General features: G+C 72.9%; 23 protein-coding genes. 6 read left to right on the top strand and 17 right to left on the bottom strand.

Annotated features, from left to right (window positions below; all coding sequences use genetic code 11):
* Positions 1 to 159 precede the first annotated feature (159 nt).
* The 4 genes from ilvA to QDS12_RS12140 are packed head-to-tail and all read right to left on the bottom strand — an operon-like array spanning position 160 to position 5,362.
* Positions 160 to 1,389 carry a threonine ammonia-lyase gene (gene ilvA, locus QDS12_RS12155; RefSeq protein ID WP_279879275.1) on the bottom strand — a complete coding sequence of 410 codons (1,230 nt, stop codon included), beginning with the start codon at positions 1,387 to 1,389 and terminating at the stop codon, positions 160 to 162.
* A complete protein-coding gene (locus QDS12_RS12150) occupies positions 1,370 to 2,671 on the bottom strand; it encodes an AI-2E family transporter (protein ID WP_279879274.1) in 1,302 nt (433 codons plus the stop codon). Before QDS12_RS12150 ends, ilvA begins: the two co-directional genes overlap by 20 nt.
* A 10-nt stretch (positions 2,672 to 2,681) precedes the next feature.
* On the bottom strand, positions 2,682 to 4,205 hold the full coding sequence (locus QDS12_RS12145) for an alpha-N-arabinofuranosidase (RefSeq protein WP_279879273.1): 1,524 nt from the start codon (positions 4,203 to 4,205) through the stop codon (positions 2,682 to 2,684).
* Positions 4,202 to 5,362, bottom strand: coding sequence for a cystathionine gamma-synthase (locus QDS12_RS12140; RefSeq protein WP_279879272.1), 1,161 nt, complete (start codon positions 5,360 to 5,362; stop codon positions 4,202 to 4,204). The genes QDS12_RS12145 and QDS12_RS12140 overlap by 4 nt, the downstream gene beginning before the upstream one ends.
* 85 nt (positions 5,363 to 5,447) lie before the next feature.
* Between QDS12_RS12140 and msrA the strand changes: the two genes are divergently transcribed.
* The 3 genes from msrA to QDS12_RS12125 all read left to right on the top strand — a co-directional run bounded on the left by msrA (position 5,448) and on the right by QDS12_RS12125 (position 8,718).
* Complete coding sequence (gene msrA, locus QDS12_RS12135; protein ID WP_279879271.1) at positions 5,448 to 6,101, top strand: peptide-methionine (S)-S-oxide reductase MsrA; 654 nt, start codon at positions 5,448 to 5,450, stop codon at positions 6,099 to 6,101.
* Between the two features lie 326 nt (positions 6,102 to 6,427).
* Positions 6,428 to 8,218 carry a hypothetical protein gene (locus tag QDS12_RS12130; protein WP_279879270.1) on the top strand — a complete coding sequence of 597 codons (1,791 nt, stop codon included), beginning with the start codon at positions 6,428 to 6,430 and terminating at the stop codon, positions 8,216 to 8,218.
* 140 nt (positions 8,219 to 8,358) lie between these two features.
* Positions 8,359 to 8,718, top strand: coding sequence for a YciI family protein (locus QDS12_RS12125; RefSeq protein ID WP_279879269.1), 360 nt, complete (start codon positions 8,359 to 8,361; stop codon positions 8,716 to 8,718).
* A 39-nt stretch (positions 8,719 to 8,757) separates the two neighbouring features.
* On the opposite strand, the gene QDS12_RS12120 is transcribed toward QDS12_RS12125, so the two are convergent.
* On the bottom strand, positions 8,758 to 9,516 hold the full coding sequence (locus QDS12_RS12120; RefSeq protein ID WP_279879268.1) for a VOC family protein: 759 nt from the start codon (positions 9,514 to 9,516) through the stop codon (positions 8,758 to 8,760).
* Between the two features lie 173 nt (positions 9,517 to 9,689).
* Between QDS12_RS12120 and QDS12_RS12115 the strand changes: the two genes are divergently transcribed.
* The 3 genes from QDS12_RS12115 to QDS12_RS12105 all read left to right on the top strand — a co-directional run bounded on the left by QDS12_RS12115 (position 9,690) and on the right by QDS12_RS12105 (position 13,382).
* Entirely contained in the window at positions 9,690 to 12,056 is a 2,367-nt protein-coding gene (locus tag QDS12_RS12115; protein WP_279879267.1) for an EAL domain-containing protein, read from the top strand.
* An 87-nt stretch (positions 12,057 to 12,143) separates the two neighbouring features.
* Positions 12,144 to 12,530: a VOC family protein gene (locus QDS12_RS12110; protein ID WP_279879266.1), complete on the top strand. Its 387-nt coding sequence runs from the start codon at positions 12,144 to 12,146 to the stop codon at positions 12,528 to 12,530.
* 36 nt (positions 12,531 to 12,566) lie between these two features.
* On the top strand, positions 12,567 to 13,382 hold the full coding sequence (locus QDS12_RS12105) for a hypothetical protein (protein WP_279879265.1): 816 nt from the start codon (positions 12,567 to 12,569) through the stop codon (positions 13,380 to 13,382).
* Between the two features lie 240 nt (positions 13,383 to 13,622).
* On the opposite strand, the gene QDS12_RS12100 is transcribed toward QDS12_RS12105, so the two are convergent.
* The 12 genes from QDS12_RS12100 to QDS12_RS12045 all read right to left on the bottom strand — a co-directional run bounded on the left by QDS12_RS12100 (position 13,623) and on the right by QDS12_RS12045 (position 22,706).
* The gene (locus QDS12_RS12100; RefSeq protein ID WP_279879264.1) at positions 13,623 to 14,222 is read right to left on the bottom strand and encodes a DUF1684 domain-containing protein; all 600 of its coding nucleotides are present in this window, start codon (positions 14,220 to 14,222) and stop codon (positions 13,623 to 13,625) included.
* 10 nt (positions 14,223 to 14,232) lie between these two features.
* Positions 14,233 to 14,988, bottom strand: coding sequence for a hypothetical protein (locus tag QDS12_RS12095; protein WP_279879263.1), 756 nt, complete (start codon positions 14,986 to 14,988; stop codon positions 14,233 to 14,235).
* Between the two features lie 93 nt (positions 14,989 to 15,081).
* Positions 15,082 to 15,507, bottom strand: coding sequence for a VOC family protein (locus QDS12_RS12090; RefSeq protein WP_279879262.1), 426 nt, complete (start codon positions 15,505 to 15,507; stop codon positions 15,082 to 15,084).
* 44 nt (positions 15,508 to 15,551) lie between these two features.
* Positions 15,552 to 16,355 carry a methyltransferase domain-containing protein gene (locus tag QDS12_RS12085; protein WP_279879261.1) on the bottom strand — a complete coding sequence of 268 codons (804 nt, stop codon included), beginning with the start codon at positions 16,353 to 16,355 and terminating at the stop codon, positions 15,552 to 15,554.
* A 92-nt stretch (positions 16,356 to 16,447) separates the two neighbouring features.
* On the bottom strand, positions 16,448 to 17,440 hold the full coding sequence (locus QDS12_RS12080) for a DUF1731 domain-containing protein (protein WP_279879260.1): 993 nt from the start codon (positions 17,438 to 17,440) through the stop codon (positions 16,448 to 16,450).
* Between the two features lie 38 nt (positions 17,441 to 17,478).
* Positions 17,479 to 18,135, bottom strand: coding sequence for an NAD(P)H-binding protein (locus QDS12_RS12075; protein ID WP_279879258.1), 657 nt, complete (start codon positions 18,133 to 18,135; stop codon positions 17,479 to 17,481).
* Positions 18,136 to 18,163: 28 nt separating this feature from the next.
* On the bottom strand, positions 18,164 to 19,168 hold the full coding sequence (locus tag QDS12_RS12070; protein ID WP_279879257.1) for a serine hydrolase: 1,005 nt from the start codon (positions 19,166 to 19,168) through the stop codon (positions 18,164 to 18,166).
* A 2-nt stretch (positions 19,169 to 19,170) separates the two neighbouring features.
* Positions 19,171 to 20,184, bottom strand: a complete 1,014-nt coding sequence (locus tag QDS12_RS12065) for a GNAT family N-acetyltransferase (protein WP_279879256.1) — start codon at positions 20,182 to 20,184, stop codon at positions 19,171 to 19,173.
* A gap of 19 nt (positions 20,185 to 20,203) precedes the next feature.
* Positions 20,204 to 20,569, bottom strand: coding sequence for a hypothetical protein (locus QDS12_RS12060; RefSeq protein ID WP_279879255.1), 366 nt, complete (start codon positions 20,567 to 20,569; stop codon positions 20,204 to 20,206).
* Between the two features lie 20 nt (positions 20,570 to 20,589).
* A complete protein-coding gene (gene leuE, locus QDS12_RS12055; protein ID WP_279879254.1) occupies positions 20,590 to 21,246 on the bottom strand; it encodes a leucine efflux protein LeuE in 657 nt (218 codons plus the stop codon).
* A 42-nt stretch (positions 21,247 to 21,288) separates the two neighbouring features.
* Entirely contained in the window at positions 21,289 to 21,933 is a 645-nt protein-coding gene (locus tag QDS12_RS12050) for a YigZ family protein (RefSeq protein WP_279879253.1), read from the bottom strand.
* A complete protein-coding gene (locus QDS12_RS12045; protein ID WP_279879252.1) occupies positions 21,927 to 22,706 on the bottom strand; it encodes a TSUP family transporter in 780 nt (259 codons plus the stop codon). Before QDS12_RS12045 ends, QDS12_RS12050 begins: the two co-directional genes overlap by 7 nt.
* Position 22,707 lies beyond the last annotated feature (1 nt).

Here is a 22,707-nt window from a genome sequence, read left to right as displayed (position 1 = left end):
GGAAACTGGGCCGATCGGGAAAAACACGATCGCCATGAGTGACAACAACAGTCGGCGGGCGCATCCTTTCTCGACGGCCCAGCGGACTGTCAGATCGTCCAGTGTAACAAGTACTCGGCCGCGACGCAGGTAGATCCGAGGCGCCTGGGGAAAGCCCGATCAGGTGGTCTCGACGCGGTAACCGCGCGAGCGCAGCCGCTCCATGAGGTCGACCGCGTGCGGCTCGCCGCGGGTCTCCAGCTGCAGCAGCACCTCGACCTGGGTCAGGCTCAGGATCGGGCTGTTGCGGGCGTGGACGACCTCGAGGACGTTGGCGCCGGCACCGGCGACCTCGGCGAGCAGGTGCGCGAGCTCGCCGGGCAGGTCGGGGATCACCACGCGCAGCGTGAGGTAGCGGCCCGCGGACGCCAGGCCGTGCCTGATCACCTTGTTGAGGAGCAGCGGGTCGATGTTGCCGCCGGAGAGCACGATGACCGTCGGCCCGCGGAACGCGGCCGGGTCGTCCAGCACGGCGGCCACACCCGCGGCGCCGGCGGGCTCGACGACGAGCTTGGCCCGCTCCAGGACACCGAGCAGCGCGCGCGAGAGCGACTCCTCCGAGACGGTGCGGATCTCGTCGACGTGGTCGCGTACGGCGGCGAACGTGATGTCGCCCGGGAGCCCGACCGCGATGCCGTCGGCCATCGTGGTCATCGCCTCCAGCGCGACCGGGCGGCCCTCCGCCAGCGACCCGGGGAACGCCGCAGCGCCCTCGGCCTGGACGCCGACGACGCGGACGGACGGGTCCTTCGCCTTGATGGCGAGCGCGATGCCGGAGAGCAGGCCGCCGCCACCGGTCGGCACGACGACGGTGCGTACGTCGGGCACCTGCTCGAGGATCTCCAGGCCGACGCTCCCCTGCCCCGCCACGATGTCGACGTGGTCGAACGGGTGGATCAGCACGGCGCCGGTCTCCTCGGCGTACCGCCTGGCCGCGACGAGGCTGTCCTCGAGGTAGCGACCCTCGAACACGACGGTGGCGCCGTAGTTGCGGGTGGCCTTCTCCTTGGGGATCGGAGCGCCCTCCGGCATGAAGACGGTGGCGGGGATCCCGAGCCGCTGAGCGGCCAGCGCGACGCCCTGCGCGTGGTTGCCGGCGCTGGCCGCGACCACGCCGCGGGCGCGCTCCTCGGGACTGAGCCGGGCGATCCGGACGTAGGCGCCCCGGGACTTGAAGGACCCGGTGCGCTGCAGGTTCTCGCACTTGAACCGCACCGGGGCACCGGTCAGAGCCTCCAGCCAGCGGGCGCCCTGGACGGGCGTCTCGATGATCGCGTCACCCAGCAGGCCGCGCGCGGCCTCGATGTCGGCGAGCGTGATCAGGCCAGGGTCAGTCACCGGGTCGGTCACCGGTCACCTCCGCATCCTCGGGATCGACGTCTTCGGTGTAATCCTCGGCCAGCTCCTCCTCGGCGTCGGCACCGACCTCGGTCCCGGCGGCGAGGTGCTGGACGACGGCGTTGAGCGCGGCCGCCAGCGGCACCGCGACCAGCGCGCCGGCGATGCCCGCCACCAGCACGCCCGTCGCGATGGCGACGATGACGGCGAGCGGGTGCACGGAGACCCAGCGGCCGAGCAGGAACGGCTGGAGACCGTGTGCCTCCACCTGCTGGACGAGGATGACGCCGCCCAGCATCAGCAGCGCGGTGAGGGGGCCCTGGTCGACCAGCGCCACCAGGACAGCGACGCTGCCGGCGACGGTCGCGCCGACGAGTGGCACGAACGCGCCGAGGAAGACGAGCACGCCGATGGCGGCGACGAACGGCACGCCGAGGATGGCGGCGACGATCATGGTGCCGATCGCATCGACGGCCGCGACGATGACCGTCGCCCGCACGAACTGGGTCAGCGAGATCCACGCGACCCGGCCGGAGCCGTCGACCTGGCCGCGGGCCGCCCGCGGCGAGAGGCGGACCAGCCACGCCCAGATCCGGTCGCCGTCGGCGAGGAAGAAGTAGGTGGCGAACAGGGTGATGAAGATGCCGGCGAAGACGTGCGACAGCGCGCTGCCGACCTCCCCGACCCGGCCCACGACGTTGCCGCCGTTGGTGGTGCGGTCGGTGATCGCCTTCTGGATGCGGTCGATGTAGTCGTTGATCTGGCTGTCGCTGGCGTGCAGCGGGCCGGTCTTGAGCCAGTCCTTGATCTCACCGAGGCCCTTGACCGTCTGGTCGGCGAGGTCGTTCGCACCGTTGGCGACCTGCTGCCCGGCGAAGGTCAGCAGCGCCCCCACGAACAGGAGGCCGCCGATGACGACGAGGAGCGCGGCGGCACCCCGCGGCAGGCCGACGCGCTGCAGCGCCCCCACCACGGGTACGACGAGCGCGGCGATGAGCATCGCGACGACGATCGGGATCACCACGACCTCGAGGAAGCCCAGCGCGCGGACCAGCACGTACCCGGCGGCTGCGATGACCAGGAACCGCCAGGCCCACTGGGCGGCCAGCTCGACCCCGCGCGGCACCTCCGGCCGGCCGAGCGGCGCGACCGTCGTGACCGGGACGGCGAGCTGGGCCTGACGCTCCTCGCGCAGCTGGCTCCACTGGTGGAACAGCCGGGCGGCGAAGCTCGGGTCGTCCGGCGGCGGTGGCTGCGGTCCCGGCGCCGGATCGGTCGGGTTCTCCTCGGTCATGGGGAGGAGCCTAGGCCGGTGTGACGCGACACAGTCGGAGCACCGACCACGACACCGGCGGCAGCTCGATCCGGACGCCTGCGGCGGACATCCGCGCCGACTCGTTGGGACGCGGCAGGACCGACGTGGCGTCGTCGGCAGTCGCCGACCAGCTGTGGTCCGCGTGCGCGAGGGTCAGCGCCTCCACGACCTCGAGGTCGTCGAACCGCTGGAGGTCGACGGTCAGCCCGAGCTCGTCGTCCTGCGAGCGGTTGACCGCCAGGACGGTGACGTCACCGGTCGCGGCGTCGTGGGTCGCGGCCGCGTCCAGCAGCGCCACCTCGCCGTACCTGGAGGTCTCGTAGGTGGGCGTCTGGACCGCAGTCCGGAGCACGTCGCCGACGGCGTACCGCGAGGTGAGTGCGAAGGGGTGGAAGGTCGTCTGCCGCCAGCTGCGTCCGCCCGGCTCCGTCATGATCGGCGCGATGACGTTGACCAGCTGCGCGAGCGAGGCGGCATGCACCCGATCGGTGTGCCGGAGCAGGGCGATGAGCAGGTTGCCGACGACGACCGCGTCGGCGACGTTGTAGCGGTCCTCGAGGAGCACCGGCGCCACCGGCCAGTCGTCCCCGGACGGCGGCTTCGACGTGGCGCGATGCATATACCAGACGTTCCACTCGTCGAAGGAGAGATGGATCCGCTTCCGGTGCCGACCGACGGCCCGGACCGCGTCGGCCGTCGCCGTCACCGCCTGGATGAAGCGGTCCATGTCGACGGCCGAGGCGAGGAACGAGCCCAGGTCGCCGTCCTGCTCGCAGTAGTAGGCGTGCGCGGAGACGTAGTCCACGTGCTCGTAGGCCTCGGTGAGGACCACCCGCTCCCACTCGCCGAAGGTGGGCATGTCGGAGGACGACGAGCCACAGGCGACCAGCTCGAGGTTCGGGTCCATCATGCGCATCGCGCGGGCCGTCTCGGCAACGAGTCGTCCGTACTCCGCCGCCGTCTTGTGACCCAGCTGCCAGGGCCCGTCCATCTCGTTGCCGAGGCACCAGATCCTGATGTCGTGCGGCTGCTCGGATCCGTGGGACCGGCGCAGGTCGACGAGCGCCGTGTCCGCCGTTCCGTTGCAGTACTCCAGCAGGTCGAGCGCCTCCTGGACGCCGCGCGTCCCGAGGTTGACCGCCATCATCGGCTCGACTCCGGTCTTGCGGCACCAGCGCACGAACTCGTCGACGCCGACCCAGTTCGGCTCGGTGGAGTGCCAGGCCAGGTCGAGGCGCCGCGGCCGCTGCTCGCGCGGTCCCACACCGTCCTCCCAGCGGTAGCCGCTGACGAAGTTCCCGCCCGGGTAGCGCACCGTGCTGACGCCCAGCTCGCGGGTCAGGTCGACGACGTCCTCACGGAAGCCGTCGCCGTCCGCCGTGGGGTGGTCGGGGTCGTGGATGCCCGTGTAGACACATCGACCGAGGTGCTCGACGAAAGAGCCGAAGGTACGCCGACGGACCGGGCCGACGACGAAGGCGGGGTCGAGCGTCAGCGTGGCGGCGAGGGTCACCCCAGGGCTCGATCGAGGTCGGCCACGAGGTCGTCGGCGGTCTCGATGCCGACGCTCAGCCGGACCAGGTCGGCCGGTACCTCGAGGTCGGTGCCGGCGACGCTGGCGTGCGTCATCCGGCCCGGGTGCTCGATGAGCGACTCGACACCGCCCAGCGACTCGCCGAGCGTGAAGACCTCGGCGCGCTCGCACACCGCCAGCGCCTGGCTCTCGCCGCCGGCGACGCGGAACGACACCATGCCGCCGTACCGCTTCATCTGGCGGGAGGCGACCGCGTGGCCCGGGTGGCTCTCGAGACCCGGGTAGATGACCTCGGCGACGCGGGAGTCGTGGGACAGGAACTCGACGACCCGCTGGGCGTTGTCGCAGTGTCGGTCCATCCGGACCGCGAGCGTCTTGAGGCCGCGGTGGGTGAGGAAGGCGTCGAACGGGCCGGCGACCCCACCGATGGCGTTCTGGTGGAACCCGATCTTCGACGCCAGCTCGAGGTCGCGCACGACGAGCGCGCCCCCGACGACGTCGGAGTGGCCGCCGACGTACTTGGTGGTCGAGTGGACGACGACGTCGGCGCCGAGGGACAGCGGCTGCTGGAGGTAGGGCGACGCGAACGTGTTGTCCACGACCAGCAGCGCGCCGGCCGCGTGGGCCAGGTTGGCGAGCGCCGCGATGTCGGCGATGTTGAGCAGCGGGTTGGTCGGCGTCTCGACCCACACGAGCTTGGTGTGGCCCGGCCGGATGGCCTCGGCGACCGCCGAGACGTCGTGGATCGCGGCCGGGGTGTAGTCGAGGCCCCAGGGCCGCGCGACCTTGTCGACCAGGCGGAACGTGCCGCCGTAGGCGTCGTCGGGGAAGACGAGGTGGTCACCGGGCGTCATCAGCGACCGCAGGAGGGTGTCCTCGGCCGCCAGCCCGCTGGCGAACGCGAACCCGCGCTCCCCCTCCTCGACCGCCGCGATGGCGCCCTCGAGCGCGGTGCGGGTCGGGTTGGCGGAGCGGCTGTACTCGTAGCCGCCGCGCAGGCCGCCGACACCGTCCTGCTTGTAGGTGCTCGACGCGACGATGGGCGGGTTCACCGCTCCGGTCGTGGGATCCGGCTCGTATCCGGCGTGGATCGCACGCGTCTCGAAGCCTGACTTGTTCCGGTGCTCCTGGGTCACGGGATCGAGCCTAGAGGGTGGGAACTTCTGCACGGGTCGCGGTGTTGGATGGATGCCACCATCAGACCCTTGAAGGAGGACCACCATGTTCGGTCGTCCGACCGCACTCTTCTCCCCCGAGCAGACGCTCCCCGGCCACGAGGCCCCTCAGTGGGACCTGCCCGCCCAGCACCGCGTGCTCGGCACACCGCTGGACGCGACGCCCGGCGACGGCACCACGCCCGAGTCGTACGAGGTCGCCTACTTCGGCCTCGGCTGCTTCTGGGGCGCGGAGGAGATCTACTGGCAGAAGCCCGGCGTCTACTCGACCTCCGTCGGCTACCAGGGCGGCACGTCGCCCAACCCGACGTACGAGGAGGTCTGCACGGGCCGTACCAACCACACCGAGGCGATCCGGATCGTGTTCGACCCCTCGGTGATCTCGTTCGCCGACCTCGTCAGGACGTTCTTCGAGGTGCACGACCCGACGCAGGGCATGCGGCAGGGCAACGACGTCGGGACGCAGTACCGCTCGGCGATCTACTTCACCTCCCCCGAGCAGGAGCAGACCGCGCGCGAGCTGACCAAGGTGTACGGCGACGAGCTGGCGCGTCGCGGCTTCGACCCGATCACCACCGAGGTGCGCGAGGCGCCGATCTACTACTACGCGGAGCCGGCCCACCAGCAGTACCTCGACCGGGTGCCCCACGGCTACCGCTGCCACGCGAAGACGGGCGTTCCGTTCCCGGCGTCCGCCTGACGTTCACCCACACACCGAGAGCCTCGGCCGGAAGGCCGGGGCTCTCGGTGTGTGGCCCGCGGTAGCGTTCGGCGTCCACAGACACCGCGTCGAGGCTGGGAGAACACGTGTCGGCTCGTCCCGGGGCGCCGTCCGCGACCGCGCCCGTCCTCCCTGTCCCCGGCCCTGGCGCCGTCCCGGTCCCGGTCGCGGTCCTGGTTACGCTCCTCGTCGCGGTCCTCGTTGCGGTCGTGGCGCCCGCGGGATCCGCGTTTGCCGAGACCTCGCGATGGCCCGCCTACCAGCGTGTGTGGAGCGGCACTCTGCCGCAGGTCGCCGGGAACCGCGTGCGCGTCGTCGTGGACCGGGACGGCCAGGCGACAGCGGCCTGGGAGGCGAAGGAGTCGGCTGACTCCGTGTCGCTGTGGACCGCCCGGCGGTCCTCCGGCGGCGCCTGGGCGGCTGCCGAGGGGGTGACGACGTTCTCCGGCTTCTCGGTCGACTTCGACCTCGCCGTCGACGGCTCCGGCACCACGTCGATCGCCTGGGCCGACACGACCGACGGCACCGACATCCGGGCGGCTCGTCGCACCCGGACGGGGGCCTGGGGATCGCCGGTCGACCTGGGCAGCGGCCACCGGCCGCAGTTCGCCGAGGCGGCCGGCGGGGAGACGATCCTCGTCTGGAGAGGCTCCTCCTCGGTCGACGTACGACGCCTCGACCCCGGCACCGGCACGTGGACGTCGCTGCCCACGCTGGAGCTCTCGCGCCTGAGCAGCGACGTCGCCGTGGTCGGCGGGTCCGACGCCGGCCGTGGCCTCGTGGTGTCGTGGCGGGACGGCTACTCGTCGGGCGGCACGGTCCGCGTCGCCCGCCTCGGCGCGGACGGATGGCAGGACATCGGCACCTCGGCAGTGGTCGAGGGCTCCACGTGGCCACGCGTCGGTGTCGACCCGACCGGGCGCATCGTGGCGGGCGGCAAGGCGGCGTCCGGCGACGGCGTCGCCGGCACGCTGGTCACCGTGGGACCGGAGGGCACCGATGACGTCCCGTTCGAGCTCCCGGGCAACGACACCACCGTCGTCGAGATGTCCGCGACCGGCGAGATCGTCGCCGCGTGGCACGAAGGCGGCACCGTCTTCACGGCCGAGTACGACGCGGGCCGGTGGAGCGCGCCGCGACGCGCCCACAGCGCCCGACTGACCTCGACCGACGTCTCCGGGCTCCGCATCCAGCCCCTGTCGGACGGCCGGTGGCTCGCCAGCTGGCACCAGTCGGGCAGCTCCACGGCGGAGCAGGGCTTCTGGACCTCCCTGCGTGACGCCGACGGTCGGTGGCGCGAGGAGTATGCCGGCGACGGCTGCTTCTTCCCGGACGCCGTCGCCGCGGCACCGCGCGGCAGCATCGAGGTCGTCGGCGGATGCGGCAGCGGGGCGGTCGTCTCACGTCGGCTCGACGTCCACGGACCGACGGCGCGGATGCTGGGCGGCACACCGCTCCTGCCGACGTACCAGACGGGGATCGGGGCGACGGCGACCGACGACATCGGCGGCGTCGGCGTCGCCGGGTTCGAGTACCTCGCGAGGTCGGTGGGCTGGAACGGCGGCCCGTGGACCGGCTGGTCGCCGATCGGCACCGACGGCGTGCACACCGACGGCAACAGCGTGATCGACAACCCGACCGAGCGGCCGGGCCGCACCTACTGCGCCCGCGTCCGAGCCGTCGACGGCGGCGGCAACGTCGGGCCGCTGTCGACCGACGAGAGCTGCTACTCGGTGCCGATCGACGACCGGCAGATGCGGCGCAGCCGTGGCTGGCACGTACGGACGAACCACTACTGGCAGCACACCGCGCTGGTGACGAGGAAGCGGGGCGCGACCCTCCGCATGCCCGCCGTCCGCGCCCGTCGGTTCGCGCTGCTCGCCGACGCGATGCCGAGGGGCGGCCGGGTCGAGGTGCGGTTCGGGGGCCGGCTGCTCAAGCGGGTCACCCTGCGCAGCGCCTCCGTCAACGGCAACGACTACCGCAACATCCCGCTCGGCGTGCTCCCGGCGGCCCGGAGCGGGACGCTCGTCATCAAGGTGATCTCGACGGGGAGACCCGTGCAGATCGACGGGATCCACGCGACGCCCCTCTGAGCCGACACCCGTCGACGGGCTCGTCGAACGGGCAAAAGGGCTTCGACTTTCTCGCTCGAGGATGTCGTATCCGTCGGTCGCCGTTCGTGGAAGGGTTGGCGGGCATCGGGTCCGCGACTGACTGACGCAAGGGAGCAGGCATGACCGAGTACGCCATCTTCTTCAACCAGCAGTGGGTGGGCGACCACACCGAGGAGTGGTTCCACAGTCGCGGGCCGCTCGCCATGGCGGTCGTGCACGAGATGGAGGCAGCCGGCGTCCTGGTGTTCGCCGGGGGGCTCGAGGAGGAGATCGAGACCGCCTTCAGCGCCGACGCGACCAGCGGCACGCTGACCTTCACCGACGGGCCCTACGCCGAGACCAAGGAGTATCTCGGCGGCCTCACGATCGTCGACGTCCCTGACGACGCGGCGGCCAAGGTCTGGGCCGGCAAGATCGCCGAGGCGTGCGGCTGGCCCCAGGAGGTCCGCCGCTTCAAGCCGAGGCCCGACCGCGGCTGACCGGTGCCCGTCGGAGCCGCCCGACCGCCGAGGAGCCTCTCAGCCGAGGTCGCGGAGGTCGCGGTGGAGGGTCTGCTCCGGGGAGTTCTCCGTCACGCAGAACAGGAGGCCGGCGGGGTCGCGCAGGACGTGCCAGCCGCGGCCGGGACGCACGTCCTCGGCGCCCAGCGCCAGGATCCGGCCGACCTCGGCCGGGACGTCGTCGGTCCCGTGGTCGAGATGCGCACGCACCGGACCGTCCGGCTCGTCGAGCCGCTGGAACAGCAGCTGGAGCGGCGAGCCGCGGTCGTCGTGGAGCTTGCCGGCGAACTCGTGCGCCTCGGCGGCGGGGAACCACCGTCCCCCGAGGACTGCGCGCCAGAAGTCCACCTCGCGATCGTGCGCCGCCTGCGGCGAGTCGATGCAGACCTGCACCATGCGGGAGCGGTGGCCGTCGGGCCACGAGGTCGGCGCCGGCGGCTCCTGCTCACCGCTCGGGACGACGCAGAAGGGCAGGCCGCCGGGTGACCGCAGGGTCTGCCAGCGGTCCGCCTCGCCGACGAGCACGGCGCCGAGCCGGACCGCGTCGCGCACCGTCTGCTCGGGCCGGTCCGACGCGACGTCGACGTGCACCCGCGGGGGCCCGTCGATCTCCTGGAGGTGCAGGTAGGGCGCCCCGCCCGGCGGCTCGAAGCTGCGCAGCTCGGGATGCCCGGCCCACGTCGGGCCCGCCGGCCACCCGAGGACGCCCGCCCAGAAGGCGGCCGTCCTGGCGTGGTGCTCGACGGGGACGTCGACGACCGCGTGCAGCCAGCCCATCCCAGGAGGCTAGCCGGGATCGGGGCCGTCTCCGGCGGCGAGACGCCCCGCCCCCGCTCCGAACGCGAGCCCGAACGCGGGAGAACCCGCTGGCCTGAAAGGCTCAGCTCGGCCGCCGCGGGGCCGAACGGGAGTTCCGACCACTGCCCTGTAGAGATCGCGGGGACCCCTCGATGCCCGTCACGCCTGCTTCTCGGCGAGCGCTCGGCTGGCTGTTCAACATCGCCGTCTGCTGCGTCGGCGTCGCGATCGCGACCGTTGCCGCGGTGCTCGCCGTGTCGGACACGGACACCGTGCCCGCGCTGATGTGCATCGGCGGGCTGCTGCTCATCGTGATCGTCGGCCGGTTCCCGATCGTCTTCGACCCGGGCGACGGCGGCGGCGTCCAGATCGCCTTCGACTCGGCCGTCCTGATGTTCATGGTGTGCACGCTGAACACGTCGGATGCGCTGGTGGTGTGGTCGCTGGGCATCGTGGCGACCCAGCTCATCACCGACCGGCGCGCGGCGGCCAAGGTCTTCAACGTCGGCGTCCAGATCGTCGCCGGCTCGCTCGCGGCGCTGATCCTGACGAGCGTGCGCGGCGACGCCATCGGCACCGCGCGCGAGCTCGGCGGCGTGGCCCTCGCCGCGACGGCGTACTTCGCCGTCGACCTCGTGCTCTCCGCCGTCTCGGTCACGATCGCCGGCGGCGGCTTCGGGCGTCACCTCATGCAGCCCAAGTCGCTGCTGGCGGTCGCCTGCTTCGTCCCGTTCGACACGCTCGGCTACCTGGCCGCGGTGGTCTACCGGGTGACGCCGTGGTGGACGCTCACGCTGCTGTGCGTGCCGCTCGTGACGCTGCTCGTCGCGACCCGGGCGGTCACCCGGGGCCAGGAGAACGCGCGCCGGCTCTCCGCCCTCTTCGAGGCCGCCGTACGGGCGCAGACCCTCACCACCCGGGCCGACGTCGAGCAGGCCCTCGCCGGCGACGCCCGGCGGCTGCTCCGGCAGCCCCAGGTGTCGGTGCGGTCGACGCCGCCCGGCCGCGGCGAGATCGGCGCCCAGGTCGACGCCGGCGACCCGCCCACGTGGGTGGTGGCGCGCTCCCTCGACCGGGCCGTCTCGACCTCCGGCGCCGACGAGCAGGCCCTCAAGGCGCTCGCCGCGGTCGCCGCGGAGGCGCTGTATCGGCTCGGCCTGACCGACGAGATGGTGCACGTGGCGCGGCACGACCCGCTCACCGACCTGCCCAACCGCGGCATCCTGCTCGACCGCGTGACCGAGGCCCTGCGGACCGCCGACCAGCAGCCGGTCGCCCTGCTCTTCATCGACCTCGACGGGTTCAAGCCCGTCAACGACCGCTTCGGCCACGAGGCGGGCGATGACGTGCTCGTCCAGCTCGCCGACCGACTCCGCGCCTGCGTCGGCGACGTCGGCACGGTCGCCCGGCTCGGTGGTGACGAGTTCGCCGTCCTGCTGGAGAACCTGCGGCCGCCCGACGTGGAGGCGATGTGCAACCGCGTCGTCGCGGCGATCCGTGAGGACCTCTGCGTCGAGGGCCACGCGTTCTCCATCGGCGCCAGCGCCGGCATCGCGTTCGCGACCGCCGGCGACACGGCCGCGGGGCTGGTGCGCAAGGCCGACCTGGCGATGTACACCTCGAAGCTCGCGGGCAAGGGCGAGATCGAGGAGTACGACGAGGCGATGGGCCGCTCCCGCCTGGAGCGCCTCGAGCTGGTCGACGACCTGCGCGGTGCCGTGGCCCGAGCCGAGATCCAGGTCGCCTACCAGCCGATCGTCGCCGTCGACACCGGCCGCATCATCGGCGCGGAGGCACTCGCCCGGTGGACGCGCGACGGCGTCGCCGTACCTCCTGACGTGTTCATCCCGGCCGCCGAGGACGCAGGCCTCATCGTCGCGCTCGGCGAGCAGGTGCTGCGCCGGGTGGCCGCCGACGCGGCGTCCCTGCGCGGGGCCGTCGACGGCCCGTTCCGGATGACCGTGAACATCTCCGCGCGGCAGCTGCGCGACCCCGACTTCGTCGACAGCGTCCGGCGGGCGGTCGCGGAGATGGGCGGGATCACCCTCGTCCTCGAGCTCACCGAGCGGCAGGGCATCGACCTCGACCCGCACGTGCTGGCCCGGATGGAGGGGATCTGCGCCGCCGGCGCCCAGCTGGCGATCGACGACTTCGGCGTGGGCTTCTCCTCGATCAGCTATCTGCACGACCTGCCGGTGCACTACATCAAGGCCGACGCGTCCCTGGCCGAGGACATCGACATCGACGACCGTGCCCGTGGGCTGCTCCGCTCGGTGATGGCCATGGGCCGCACGCTCGGCTTCGGGGTGATCATCGAGGGCATCGAGCGCGAGACCCAGTTCAGCGCGCTCGGCGAGGACGCGGCCGGGCTCTGCGCCCAGGGCTTCTTGATGTACCGCCCGATGCCGGCCGACGACCTCCTCTCGGCCGTCGCGGCCGACCGGGTCGTGGGCGAGCCGCACACCGTCGCCGTACGTCGCTGGGAGGGCGTGGCCGCCGCGGTCGAGGCGACCGCCTGAGCCGTCCGCGGGCCATGGCCAGACCGCGCCGTCGGGTCTACCGTGCAAGGGAAGCGGCTCGGGCACTTCCCGACCCAAGGAGCAGCGATGCTGAACGACAGCAAGGTGACAGCCAACGTTCCGGCCGCAGACCTCGACCGGGCGCGAAGCTTCTACGCCGACAAGCTCGGCCTGGTCCCCAGCGAGGAGAACCCCGGCGGCCTCGTCTACAGCACGAGCGGTGGGACGACGTTCTTCCTCTACGAGACCGAGTACGCCGGCCGGTCCGGCCACACGATCGCCCAGTTCCACGTCGGCAGCGTCGTCGACGAGGTGCGCGACCTGACGGCCAAGGGCGTGACGTTCGAGCACTACGACATGCCCGGCGTCAGCTGGGACGGCGACGTCGCCAACATGGAGGGCATGGGCAGCGCCGCCTGGTTCAAGGACAGCGAAGGGAACATCCTCTGCCTCGACGACGCCAGGGTCGACTGACCCGCACCGCGTCGCTTCGTCCGTAGCCTGGGCCTCGTGGCGAGAGATCCTGCCCGGCCGGCCCAGGTCGCGGACGTGCACGAGCTCGCCCTCGGCATGCCGCACGTGACGATCTACCCGGGCACGCAGGGCAGGCCCGTCTACCAGGTCGGCGGCCGGTCGTTCGTCTTCTTCCGCAACCCGCGGCCCGACGCCGTCGACCCGGGGACGGGGCAGCGCTACGACGACGTCATCGTGTTCTGGGTGCCCGACGAGGGCGACAAGCTCGCGATGGTGCAGGACGAGTCGTCGCCGTTCTTCACCACCTCGCACTTCGACGGGCACCTCTCGGTCCTCCTCCGGGCGAGCCGCGTCGGGGAGATCAGCTATGGCGAGCTCGCCGAGGTGGTGCAGGACGCGTGGCTGTCACGCGCCTCGGCCCGACGCAGGGAGACCTGGCTCCGGGAGCACCGGGATGCCACAGTGTCCCCCGTGTCCTTCGACGTCTTCTTCCAGCGCTTCCAGGACGGTCGAGCGGCGCCGGGCGGCGGCGAGGCGATGCGCCGGGCGCTGGAGCCCTACATCGTCCAGGAGGACCCGGAGCACCGGTTCGCCTTCGTGGAGTACGGCGACGGCTCGGCCGACGTCTACCTCGACGACGACTCGATGATGGTCAACCACGTCGTCGGCGAGAAGCCGTGGGAGCTGCTGGTCGAAGGGGCGCGCGCGGCCGGGTGGGTCATCATGCCGACCGACGGCCCTACGTGCGTCACCGACGAGGCCCAGCGGCCCCACCTGCCCGAGGACCTCGCCGGCCAGGTCGTCCTGGTCGGGAGCGGCGTCGACCTGGTGCGCGTCATCCGAGCGTTGTGACCGCCGGCGGCTCGACGTCGCCGCAGCGCGCGCAGTGCCAGCACCAGGCCACGTTGACCGGCTCGGCACCGGCTCGCTGCGCGACGCCGACGACGCGGGCGTGGAGCGGCTCACCGCAACGGCACGTTCGCGGTGACGTCTCTGCGTGGCGTCGTGCCCACCAGCGCATCATGCCTCGACGATGCCACCCCCGGCCTGCCGGCGCCAGGGGCGGGCGCCAGCGGAGGGGCCGAGCCGGGGTCAGGGCTGGAGCTCGCCGACCGGGACCACGACGTCGACCCGGTTGCCGACCGGCGCCAGCGGGCACGCCCAGGCCGGGTCGTAGGCGCACGACGGCGCGTAGGCGAAGTTGAGGTCGATGACCAGGCGGTCGCCGTCGCCGCCGAGATCGGCGCCCTTGACGGTGTCGAGGACGTAGCGCCCGCCGCCGTAGCTGCCGCCCGGTGTGCCGCTGCCGCCGTCGCGGAGCGGGACGAACACCCCGCCGGCGTACGACCTGAGGCGCCACACGTCGAGGTCGCCGACGCCCGGGAGCGACACCACGCCGAGCCGTTCGAACGGCACGACCCCGTCCGTGCCGGTCTGGACGTCCCACGGTGTTGCGGCCGTGGGCCGCACCTCCACCTCGAAGCGCCACGACGGGTCGTAGGGCGCGACGGTCAGCCCGTCGAAGCCGGTCCGCCGCTCCGGCAGGAGGGGGCTCGCGGGGTGCTCGGCGAAGAGCTGGTCGCGACCCCGTCGCCACAGGTCGTGACCGGCCGCGGGGTCCGCCTCGGCGCGGACGGCCGCATAGAGCTCGAAGACCCGACGGCGCCAGTCGACCACGTCATAGGCATCCACGCCGGCGAGCCTACGCAGGATGGGTCAGAGCGGTGATGCCGCGGATCCGGTAGCCGTTGATGGAGTTCGCCCAGCCGGCGTAGTGCAGGTCCCACTCGCGGCTGAGGTGGTGGATCGGGACGGTCGCCACGTCTCCCTGGCCGCCGGCGTCGGAGGACCTGACCTTCCCGTGGCCCACCGAGATCGCGATGTGCCCGAAGCCGTGGCTCCCGCCGGTCCAGTAGACGGCCGCTCCTCGGGGCGGGTTCGGGTCCCGCGGGCGCCGGCCGGTCGCGTGCCGCCACGCGGTGGCCGCGTCGGAGTACTTCGAGGGGATGCCCGCCTGGTGGCGCGACCACACCAGGCACATGCCCGGCACGTTGGACACCGAGTGCATGGCCTTCGCGACGATCTGGGCCGCGTTGCTCCGCGCCATCGGGAACCGTGGTCGCCGTGGCGCGGGCAGGTGCGGCCGGCGTACGCGCGGCCGCCACCGGGCGGCCCGCTTCGGCTGGTGCGTCGCCGCCAAGGCACCGGACCGCGCGAGGGTACGCCGGTCGGATCCGCCGGAGACGGAGCGCGAGACCGGCAGGGCCGGGTGCTGCGGCGCGACGGTCGCGGGTCCACGGGGCGCTTCGGTCGTGGTCGCCCGCGCCTCGTCGGCCGCTGCGTGCTTGTGCTCGGCCACGATCGCGGTGGTGGTCAGGGCGATGCCCGTCACCAGGCAGACCGCCCAGGCGGGCGCGTCGGCGGCCCGGAGCATCCGGGTGTTGAACGGCGTCGACATGGTGCTTCCTCTCGCCAGCGTCACTTGCTGGTGAGACGTCGGCGGAGCGAGCGCCTGATGCGGGTGCGCGGGTGACCTACGTCATCCCGCGAGTCAGGCCGAGACGGCGGCCTGGCGGTCGTCCTCCTCGTAGCCGACCAGCCAGTGCAGGCCGAACCGGTCGACGACCTGGCCGTCGGAGGCACCCCACGGCCGCACCTGCAGGTCGTCGACGACGCGGCCGCCCTCGGAGAGCCGGGCGAACCAGTCCCGCAACGCGGTCGGCGCGGCCGCGCCCAGCAGCGAGAGCATCAGCCCCTCGGCACGGTACGGCGGCTCGTCGCCCGCGACGTCGGAGGCGAACAGGGCGACCGGTCCGTCGTGCAGGTAGCCGTGGGCGATGGCGTCGGCGGGGCCGTCGGTCCTGCTGAACTCGGCGTAGGTGTGCAGCTGCACGGCGCAGCCGAAGACGTCTCCGTAGAACGTCAGGGCCTCGCGGGCGGTTCCGGGGAGGTGGAGGTACGGCGTGGGCGCGGTCACCCGTCGGATGCTACTGATCCCGCGGACTCCGGAACGCTCCCTTTTCAGGGACGCCGGCCCCAGGCGCCGACCAGGAGCGGCGGCACGATGACGGACCCGGTGGACCGCAGCGACTCCGCGAGCCGGGCGGGCAGCGTGTCGAGCGCCAGGTCCTCCTCGGTCGCGAGTCCGTGCGCGACCATCACCGGCGCCAGGGAACGCACCACCGCGCTGAGCATGGGCGGCCCGACCGGGTCGTCGGGTGAGAGGTACTGAGCGATCCCGAGCCCGGCGACGTCCTCGACCCCTGCCTGCGCCAGGACGAGCTTGAGCCGCGAGCCGATCACCGGGTCCGCGCCGGCGGCACGGAAGGCGGTCATCACCAGCGAGGTCAGCTCGTCGCTCAGCCGGTTGGCGGGCTCGCTGCGCAGGCCGCCGATGTCGAAGTCGAGGAACACCACGCGACCGCCGGGACGGACGGCGCTGAGGTGGTGGCGCAGGACGCCGACGGGGTCGGCCATGTGGAACAGGATCAGCCGACCGACCACGGCGTCGTAGGACGCGCCGTCGGACCACTGCGTGACGTCGGCCTCGACGAACCGCACGTGCGGAAGGTGCGCGGACCGTGAGCGGGCCACCTCGAGCATGTGCGGGTCGACGTCGACGCCGACCACCTCGCCGCCCGGACCGACGAGCTCGCCGACCGCGCAGGCGACGTGCCCCAGGCCGGTGCCGAGGTCGAGCACCCGCATGCCGGCTGCGATCCCCGACGCCTGGAGGAGGACCCGGGTCGGCTCGGCGATGAAGGCGGCCTGTGCCTCCAGCCGGGCCAGCTCGGCGTCGTTGGAACCCAGTGCGTAGGTCGGCATGACGTGCTCCCTCCACTTCCTGGTGAAGAGGAGATCTGACGCTCGATGATACGCGCGCCGGCGGCCGCGGGACGGCCGTGGACGGGTCCGCCCTAGGTCGTGGCGGCGACGCGTCGGCGCCGTCCGACGGTGTCGTCCAGCGCCGGCCCGAGCTCGGGCCAGGCGAAGTCGAACCCTGCGGACGTGAGCCGGTCCGGCAGCACCCACCGACTCTTGAGCACGAGCTCGGACTCGTTGCGCAGCGCCCACAGCGCGGGCTCCAGCAGCCAGCGCGGAGCCGGCAGCCCGACCGGCATGCGCACGGCACGGCGCAGCTCGGCCATCAGCGTCCGGTTGTCGCTCGGGTTCGGCGAGGAGAGGTTCACCGGCCCGTCGATGTCGTCGCGCTGCTCGAGGAAGCGCACGGCGGCGAGCACGTCGTCGATGTGGATCCACGAGAACTTCTGCCGGCCGTGCGAGTGGTGGATCGGTACCGGTCCGCCGGTGGGCTCGTCCCCGATGCCGCGGTAGCGACGGTGCTGGAACCACCGGCCGTCGTACTGCGTGCCGCCGACGCCGAGGCGGGCGATCCGGGCGAGCATGTCGGAGGCGGGGCCGCCGAGCACGGCCATGCGCAGGGACACGCGGCGGGTCCCGGGCAGCTCGCCGGCGAAGAGCTCCCGCTCCCAGCTCCGCGCCACGTCGACCGAGAAGCCGGTGCCGAGCTCGCCGGCGGACTCCGTCTGCGGCCGGTCGAGGGCGTAGCGGTAGATCGTGGCCGTGCTGGCGTTGAGCCACAGCCGCGGCGGCTCGGCAGCGGCCGCGATGGCCTCGCGCAGCCCGCGGGTCGTGAGCACGCGTGATCGCAGGATCTCGTCGCGGTTGCGGTCGGTGTAGCGGCACCCGACGCTCTTGCCCGCCAGGTTGACGACCAGAGCCGCGCCGTCGACGAGCGCGGCGAGCGACGCCGGGTCCGACCAGCGGCCCTCCGGACCGTCGCGCCCGACGCGTGCGACGTCGTACCCCCGCGCGGTGAGGTCGTCGACCAGGCGACGCCCGATGAAGCCGCTCCAGCCGGCCACCACGGCGCGCGCCCCCTGAGTCATGGGCGGACGCTATCGACCGAGCGGCCTCCCCCGCCGGGCTATCCCCGGATGGCGTCGGCGATGGGCGTCGCCCCGTTGCGGAACTCGATGCTGCGGCCGACGGTCGCGTCGTCGTGCAGGACGGCCGCGACCACCGCCGCGACGTCGGCGCGCGAGACCGCGGTGTCCCGACCGGCGGTCTCCGCGGTGACGACGTCGATCCGTCCGGTCGGCTCGTCCAGGGTCAGGTGGCCCGGCCCGACGATCGTGAAGGCCAGCGAGGAACGGCGCAGGTGCTCGTCGGCCCTCGCCTTCGCCTCGGCGTACGCGAAGAACGGGTCGCTCCGCTCGAAGCCGTGGTCCGGCCGCGCACCGAGGTAGGACACCATGACGTAGCGCTGCACGCCTGCGGCCTCGGCCGCGTCGATGCTGCGGATGGCCGCGTCCTGGTCGACGCCGAAGGTGCGCACGGGGTCGCCTCCTCCGGCGCCCGCGGACCACACCACCGCGTCCTGGCCGCGCAGCAGGTCGGCGAGGTGCGCGGTGTCGAGGGTCTCGATGTCGGCGAGCACGGGGTGCGCGCCGGTCGCCGCGACGGCCGCCTGGTGGTCGGGATTGCGGAACACGCTGGTGACCTGGTCGCCGAGCTCGACCAGGAGCGGGGCCAGCCGAAGCGCGACCTTGCCGTGTCCACCCAGGATGATGACCTTCGCCATGAGGTGCAGGTACCCAGCGAGCGGTGCTTCAGGTGCCCAGGCGCTCACGGAGCAGCCGGGTGATCGGCCACGCGCCCTGCGACCAGTTCGAGACGACGGTGTAGGTGGTCGCCGTGGACGGCCGGTGCACGCTCGCGAACGACACGCCCGCGTCGTAGCCCTCGAGCCAGACCGCGTCGTGGGTCGCGTGGAGGTGGAAGCCGAGGCCGTAGCGCTCCTGCTCCTCGGGCCAGTCGCTGCGCGGTCGCACCATCTCGGCGACCCGATCCGAGGAAACGATCCGTCCGGCGAACAGCGACGTCCAGAAGCTGCTGAAGTCGGCGACCGTCGCGTAGGCGCCGCCGTCGCCGCTCCCGACGACGGGGAGGTGGAAGACGTTGGTCCTAGGGCCGTCGACGGCCAGGTAGCCGAGCGCGGCCCGGCCGGGCAGCTCGTCCGAGCGCAGGTAGGCGGTGTCGACCATGCCGGCGGGCTCGCACACGAGGGTGCCGACCAGCTGCTGGAAGGCGAGGCCGCTCGCCCGCTCGGCCAGCAGGGCGAGCACGACGTAGCCGCCGTTGTTGTAGGCGAAGCGCTCGCCCGCCGGGAACACCGTCTCGTGCCCGTCGAGCACCGGCAGGAACTGCTCGGTCGTCGCGAGCTCGTGCACGGGCACGGGCATCACGAAGTCGGTGATGTCGCCGACGGAGTGCTCGTCGAGGTAGTCGCCGATGCCGGAGCGATGGGCCAGGAGGTGCTCGACCGTCACGTCGTCGGCGATCGCGGGCAGGTCGTCGCCGAGCAGCGACCGGGCGGTCGTGCCGAGCTCGAGCGTCCCGCGCTCGACCAGGCTCATCACCGCCAGGGCCGTGAGGCCCTTCGACCCGCTCGCGGTCGCGAACAGTGTGTCGATGGTGTTGGGGATCCCGTGGGCGCGGTCGGCGAGCCCGTACGCCGCCGACAGCTCCGTCACCCCTGACCGGTCGACGCGGACCGCGCCGGAGAACCCGGTGCGTGCGGCTGCCTCGTCCACGGCGTTCGCGAGGAGCCCCATGCTCAGGTCACGTCGACGTCGCGGTGCCACGACTCGGTGACGAAGTCGGTGGTCCAGCCCATGGCGCGGTAGAGGCCGTCGGCGCCGGTGGGGCTGTCGGCGTCGACCTCGAGGCCGACGCTGTCCTGGCCGCGCTCGGCGACGTCGCGGATCACGGCACCGAGCAGGGCCTTCGCGACGCCGCGGCCGCGGGCGTGGCGGTTGACCCCGATGTACTCGACATAGCTGCTGCCGCCGGGCAGGACGGTGGCGACGAGGGCCCCCGCCGCGCGCGGCTCGGCGTCGGGTCGGTCCGGGTCGTCGACGAAGGCCAGCCACCACTGGTCCCAGTCGTGACCGGGCTCCTCACGGAGCCGTTGCACGAACTCGGGGAAGCTCTCCCGGTAGGAGTTGAAGTGGTCGGCGAAGGACTCCTCCAGCATCTGGTGGACCGTCCACAGGTCGGCGGCGACCGGCAGCCCGTTGTCGTGCCGGCGTACGCGCCGCACGGTCACGCCGGGGCGCGGCTCCGGCGGCTTCTCGTCGGTCTCGACCGGGCGACTCATCTGGAGCCAGGTGCGCACCTTGCGGTAGCCGGCGTCGGCGAGCCACTGCCGCTGGACGGTGTCGTCGGCGAACGGGCTGGCGTCGAGCTGGGTGGCGTGCAGGCCGCGCATCCGGGCGATCCCACGCGCGCGGTCGGCCGTCCAGGCGTAGAGCGCCGCGGCCACCTGCGCCGCCTGCTCCACCGAGCGGTCGACGTAGAGGTGGACCATCGTGCGACCGGCGGCGCGGTCGTGCACGGCCACCCAAGCGCGTACGACGCCCTCGGGGTCGACCGCGACCAGCTGCCGTCGCGTCCACGACCGCAGGCCGGCGATCTCCGACTCGACCCGGGACGCGTCGACGGAGCCGGAGCCGGTGTAGGGCTCCTTGTCGGCGGACCGGAGCGCGACGAGGGCCGGCAGGTCGTCGAGCTCAGGGGGCCGCGAGGTCCAGTGGGCGGGCAGGCTGACGGCGGTCGTCGACGGCGGCATCCCGCCAGTCTCCCAGAGGTCAGCAGACGGCCTTGCCGCCGGCGTAGTCGGGCGGCGGCGGACCGTCGGCGGAGTAGGGCGGCCGGTGCAGCACCACGCTCGCCGGCTCGATGCGGATCTCGTCGCCCTCGACGGTGGCCGTGCCGTCGATGAGCAGCGTGAAGCCCTTCTCCTCCGACGGCGGGCAGAGCACCGTGACGGCGGGGTTCGCGGTGACGTTGGCGCTGCTGGACCGGCCGGCGCCGACGACGACCCGGCCGTCCACCAGGCGGGGCCGCACCGCGACCGCACGCGTGGTGGCGTCGGTGGTGACGGTGAGCAGGTAGCCCTCGGCGTACTGCTCCAGGGCGCGGCCCAGGTCGGCCGCGGCGACCGGATAGCTCATGTCCTCGAGGCTAGAGCCCGTCAGCCGGCGCTGGCCAGGGAGAGCTTGACCGCGAAGCCCAGGAACAGCGCCGCGATCGTCGAGGTCGCCGCGGCGGAGACCGCACGACGCCGACGGAAGGTGTCGGCCAGCCGGTCGCCGCTCAGGATGAGCAGGGTCAGGTAGGTGGCGCTGGCGATCTGGGCGATGACCCCGAGCAGCAGGAACGACACCGCCGGCATGCCGTAGTCCGGGTCGACGAACTGCACGAAGAACGCCACGAAGAACAGGATCGCCTTCGGGTTGAGCAGGCTGATCACCAGCGCGCGCCGGTAGGGCCGCTCGCCGGGGACCGCCGGCTGCTCGGCGACGGCCTCCTGCACGGGGGTGCGCCGCGCCCGCCACAGCGCCCAGGCGCCCCGGAGCATGTTGAGGGCGAGCCAGCCGAGGTAGCCGGCGCCGAGGTACTTCACGATCCCGAACAGCAACGCGTTGCCCTGCAGCATCGAGGCCACGCCGCCGGCCGAGAGGGTCATCAGCACCGTGTCGCCCGTCCACACCCCGGCCGCCGCGGCATAGCCGCTGCGCACTCCGCGACGGGCCGCCACGGAGAGCACGTAGAGCGAGTTGGGTCCCGGCAGCAGCACGATGAGAACGGTCCCGACCAAGTAGGTCCCGAGGTCGGTCACGCCCAGCACGCACGGAGTGTGGCACGCCGGCGCTGCCGCCGGTGCGACATCTCAGGAACGGTCGACCCACCGGTCCTCGCCCGCCATGAGCACCCCGGTCCCGGCGGTCAGCTCGGCGACCAGCGCCGCCAGCCGCCGCTCGTCGGCGGGCGGCGCTCCGACGGTGAGCAGCACCGAGGCGTCGTACGACGTGCCGAGGACCGTGACCCCTGCCGACCGGAGGTCGGTCTCGACCCGGCCGGCGGTGTCGTAGGGCACCGCGAGCGAGAACTCGCGGACCAGCTCGCGGCGCAGCGTGCCGACCTCGTCGAGCCCCGCCCGTACGGCGTCGGAGTAGGCGCGCACCAGGCCGCCGGCGCCGAGCAGGGTGCCCCCGAACCAGCGGGTGACGACGGCGACCACGTCGGAGACGCCGGCACCACCCTGGTGGCCGCGGAGCACCTCGAGCATCGGCGCGCCCGCGGTGCCGGCCGGCTCGCCGTCGTCGTTGGACCGCTCGACCGGCTGCGGCGGCGACCCGAGCCGGAAGGCGGAGCAGTGGTGCCGGGCGTCCCAGCGCTCCTTGCGGAGTCGCTCGAGGAGGGCGCGGGCGTCGGCCTCGGTCTCCACCCGCCGCAGGGTCGCCCGGAAGCGGGACCGCTTGACCTCGATCTCGGCCTCGCCGTCCCGGGCGATCGTGAGGTAGCGCGTCACCACACCCCGATGATGTCTCCGCCGATCTTCACGATGAAGCCGGAGACGACGAGGATGAAGAAGATCCGCACGAACCGGGTGCCGCGCGAGACAGCGACGCGCGCGCCCAGCCAGCCACCGAGCAGGTTGCAGGCGGCCATGACCAGGCCGACGTGCCAGATCACTGCTCCCTGCGGGATGAACACGACCAGGGCGGCGAGGTTGGTGGCGACGTTGGCCATGCGTGCCTTGGCGGAGGCCTCGAGGAAGTTGTAGCCGAGCAGGCCCACGAGGCCGATCACGAAGAAGCTGCCGGTGCCCGGGCCGAGCGCGCCGTCGTAGAAGCCCACGCCGAGGCCGACCGCCACCGCGGCGAGCGTGTGGTGGTGCCCGGCGAAGCGGAGCTGCGTGATCTCGCCGAGGCTGGGCCGGAACAGCACCCACGCGCCGACCAGGATCAGCGCGACCAGCACGATCGGCTCGAAGACGCTCGACGGCAGGTGGGAGGCGACGGCCGCGCCGGCCGCCGAGCCGGCGAACGCGGCGATCATCAGCGGCACGAACGTGCGCGGGTCGGGGCGCACCCGGCGGTAGTAGGTCGTCGACGCCATCGTCGTGCCGAAGATCGACGACAGCTTGTTGGTCGCGAGCACCTGGACCGGGGCGGCGTTCGGGAGCCCGAGCAGCAGCGCCGGCAGCTGGATGAGACCGCCGCCGCCGACGACCGCGTCGACGAACCCCGCCGCCACCGCTGCCAGTCCGAGGAGGGCCAGGACGGTCAGGGTGGGGTCGGACACC

The organism is Nocardioides sp. CER19 (genome assembly GCF_029846275.1).
In the GTDB taxonomy this organism is placed as follows: domain Bacteria; phylum Actinomycetota; class Actinomycetes; order Propionibacteriales; family Nocardioidaceae; genus Nocardioides.
This window is presented reverse-complemented; position numbering and strand designations above follow the sequence as displayed.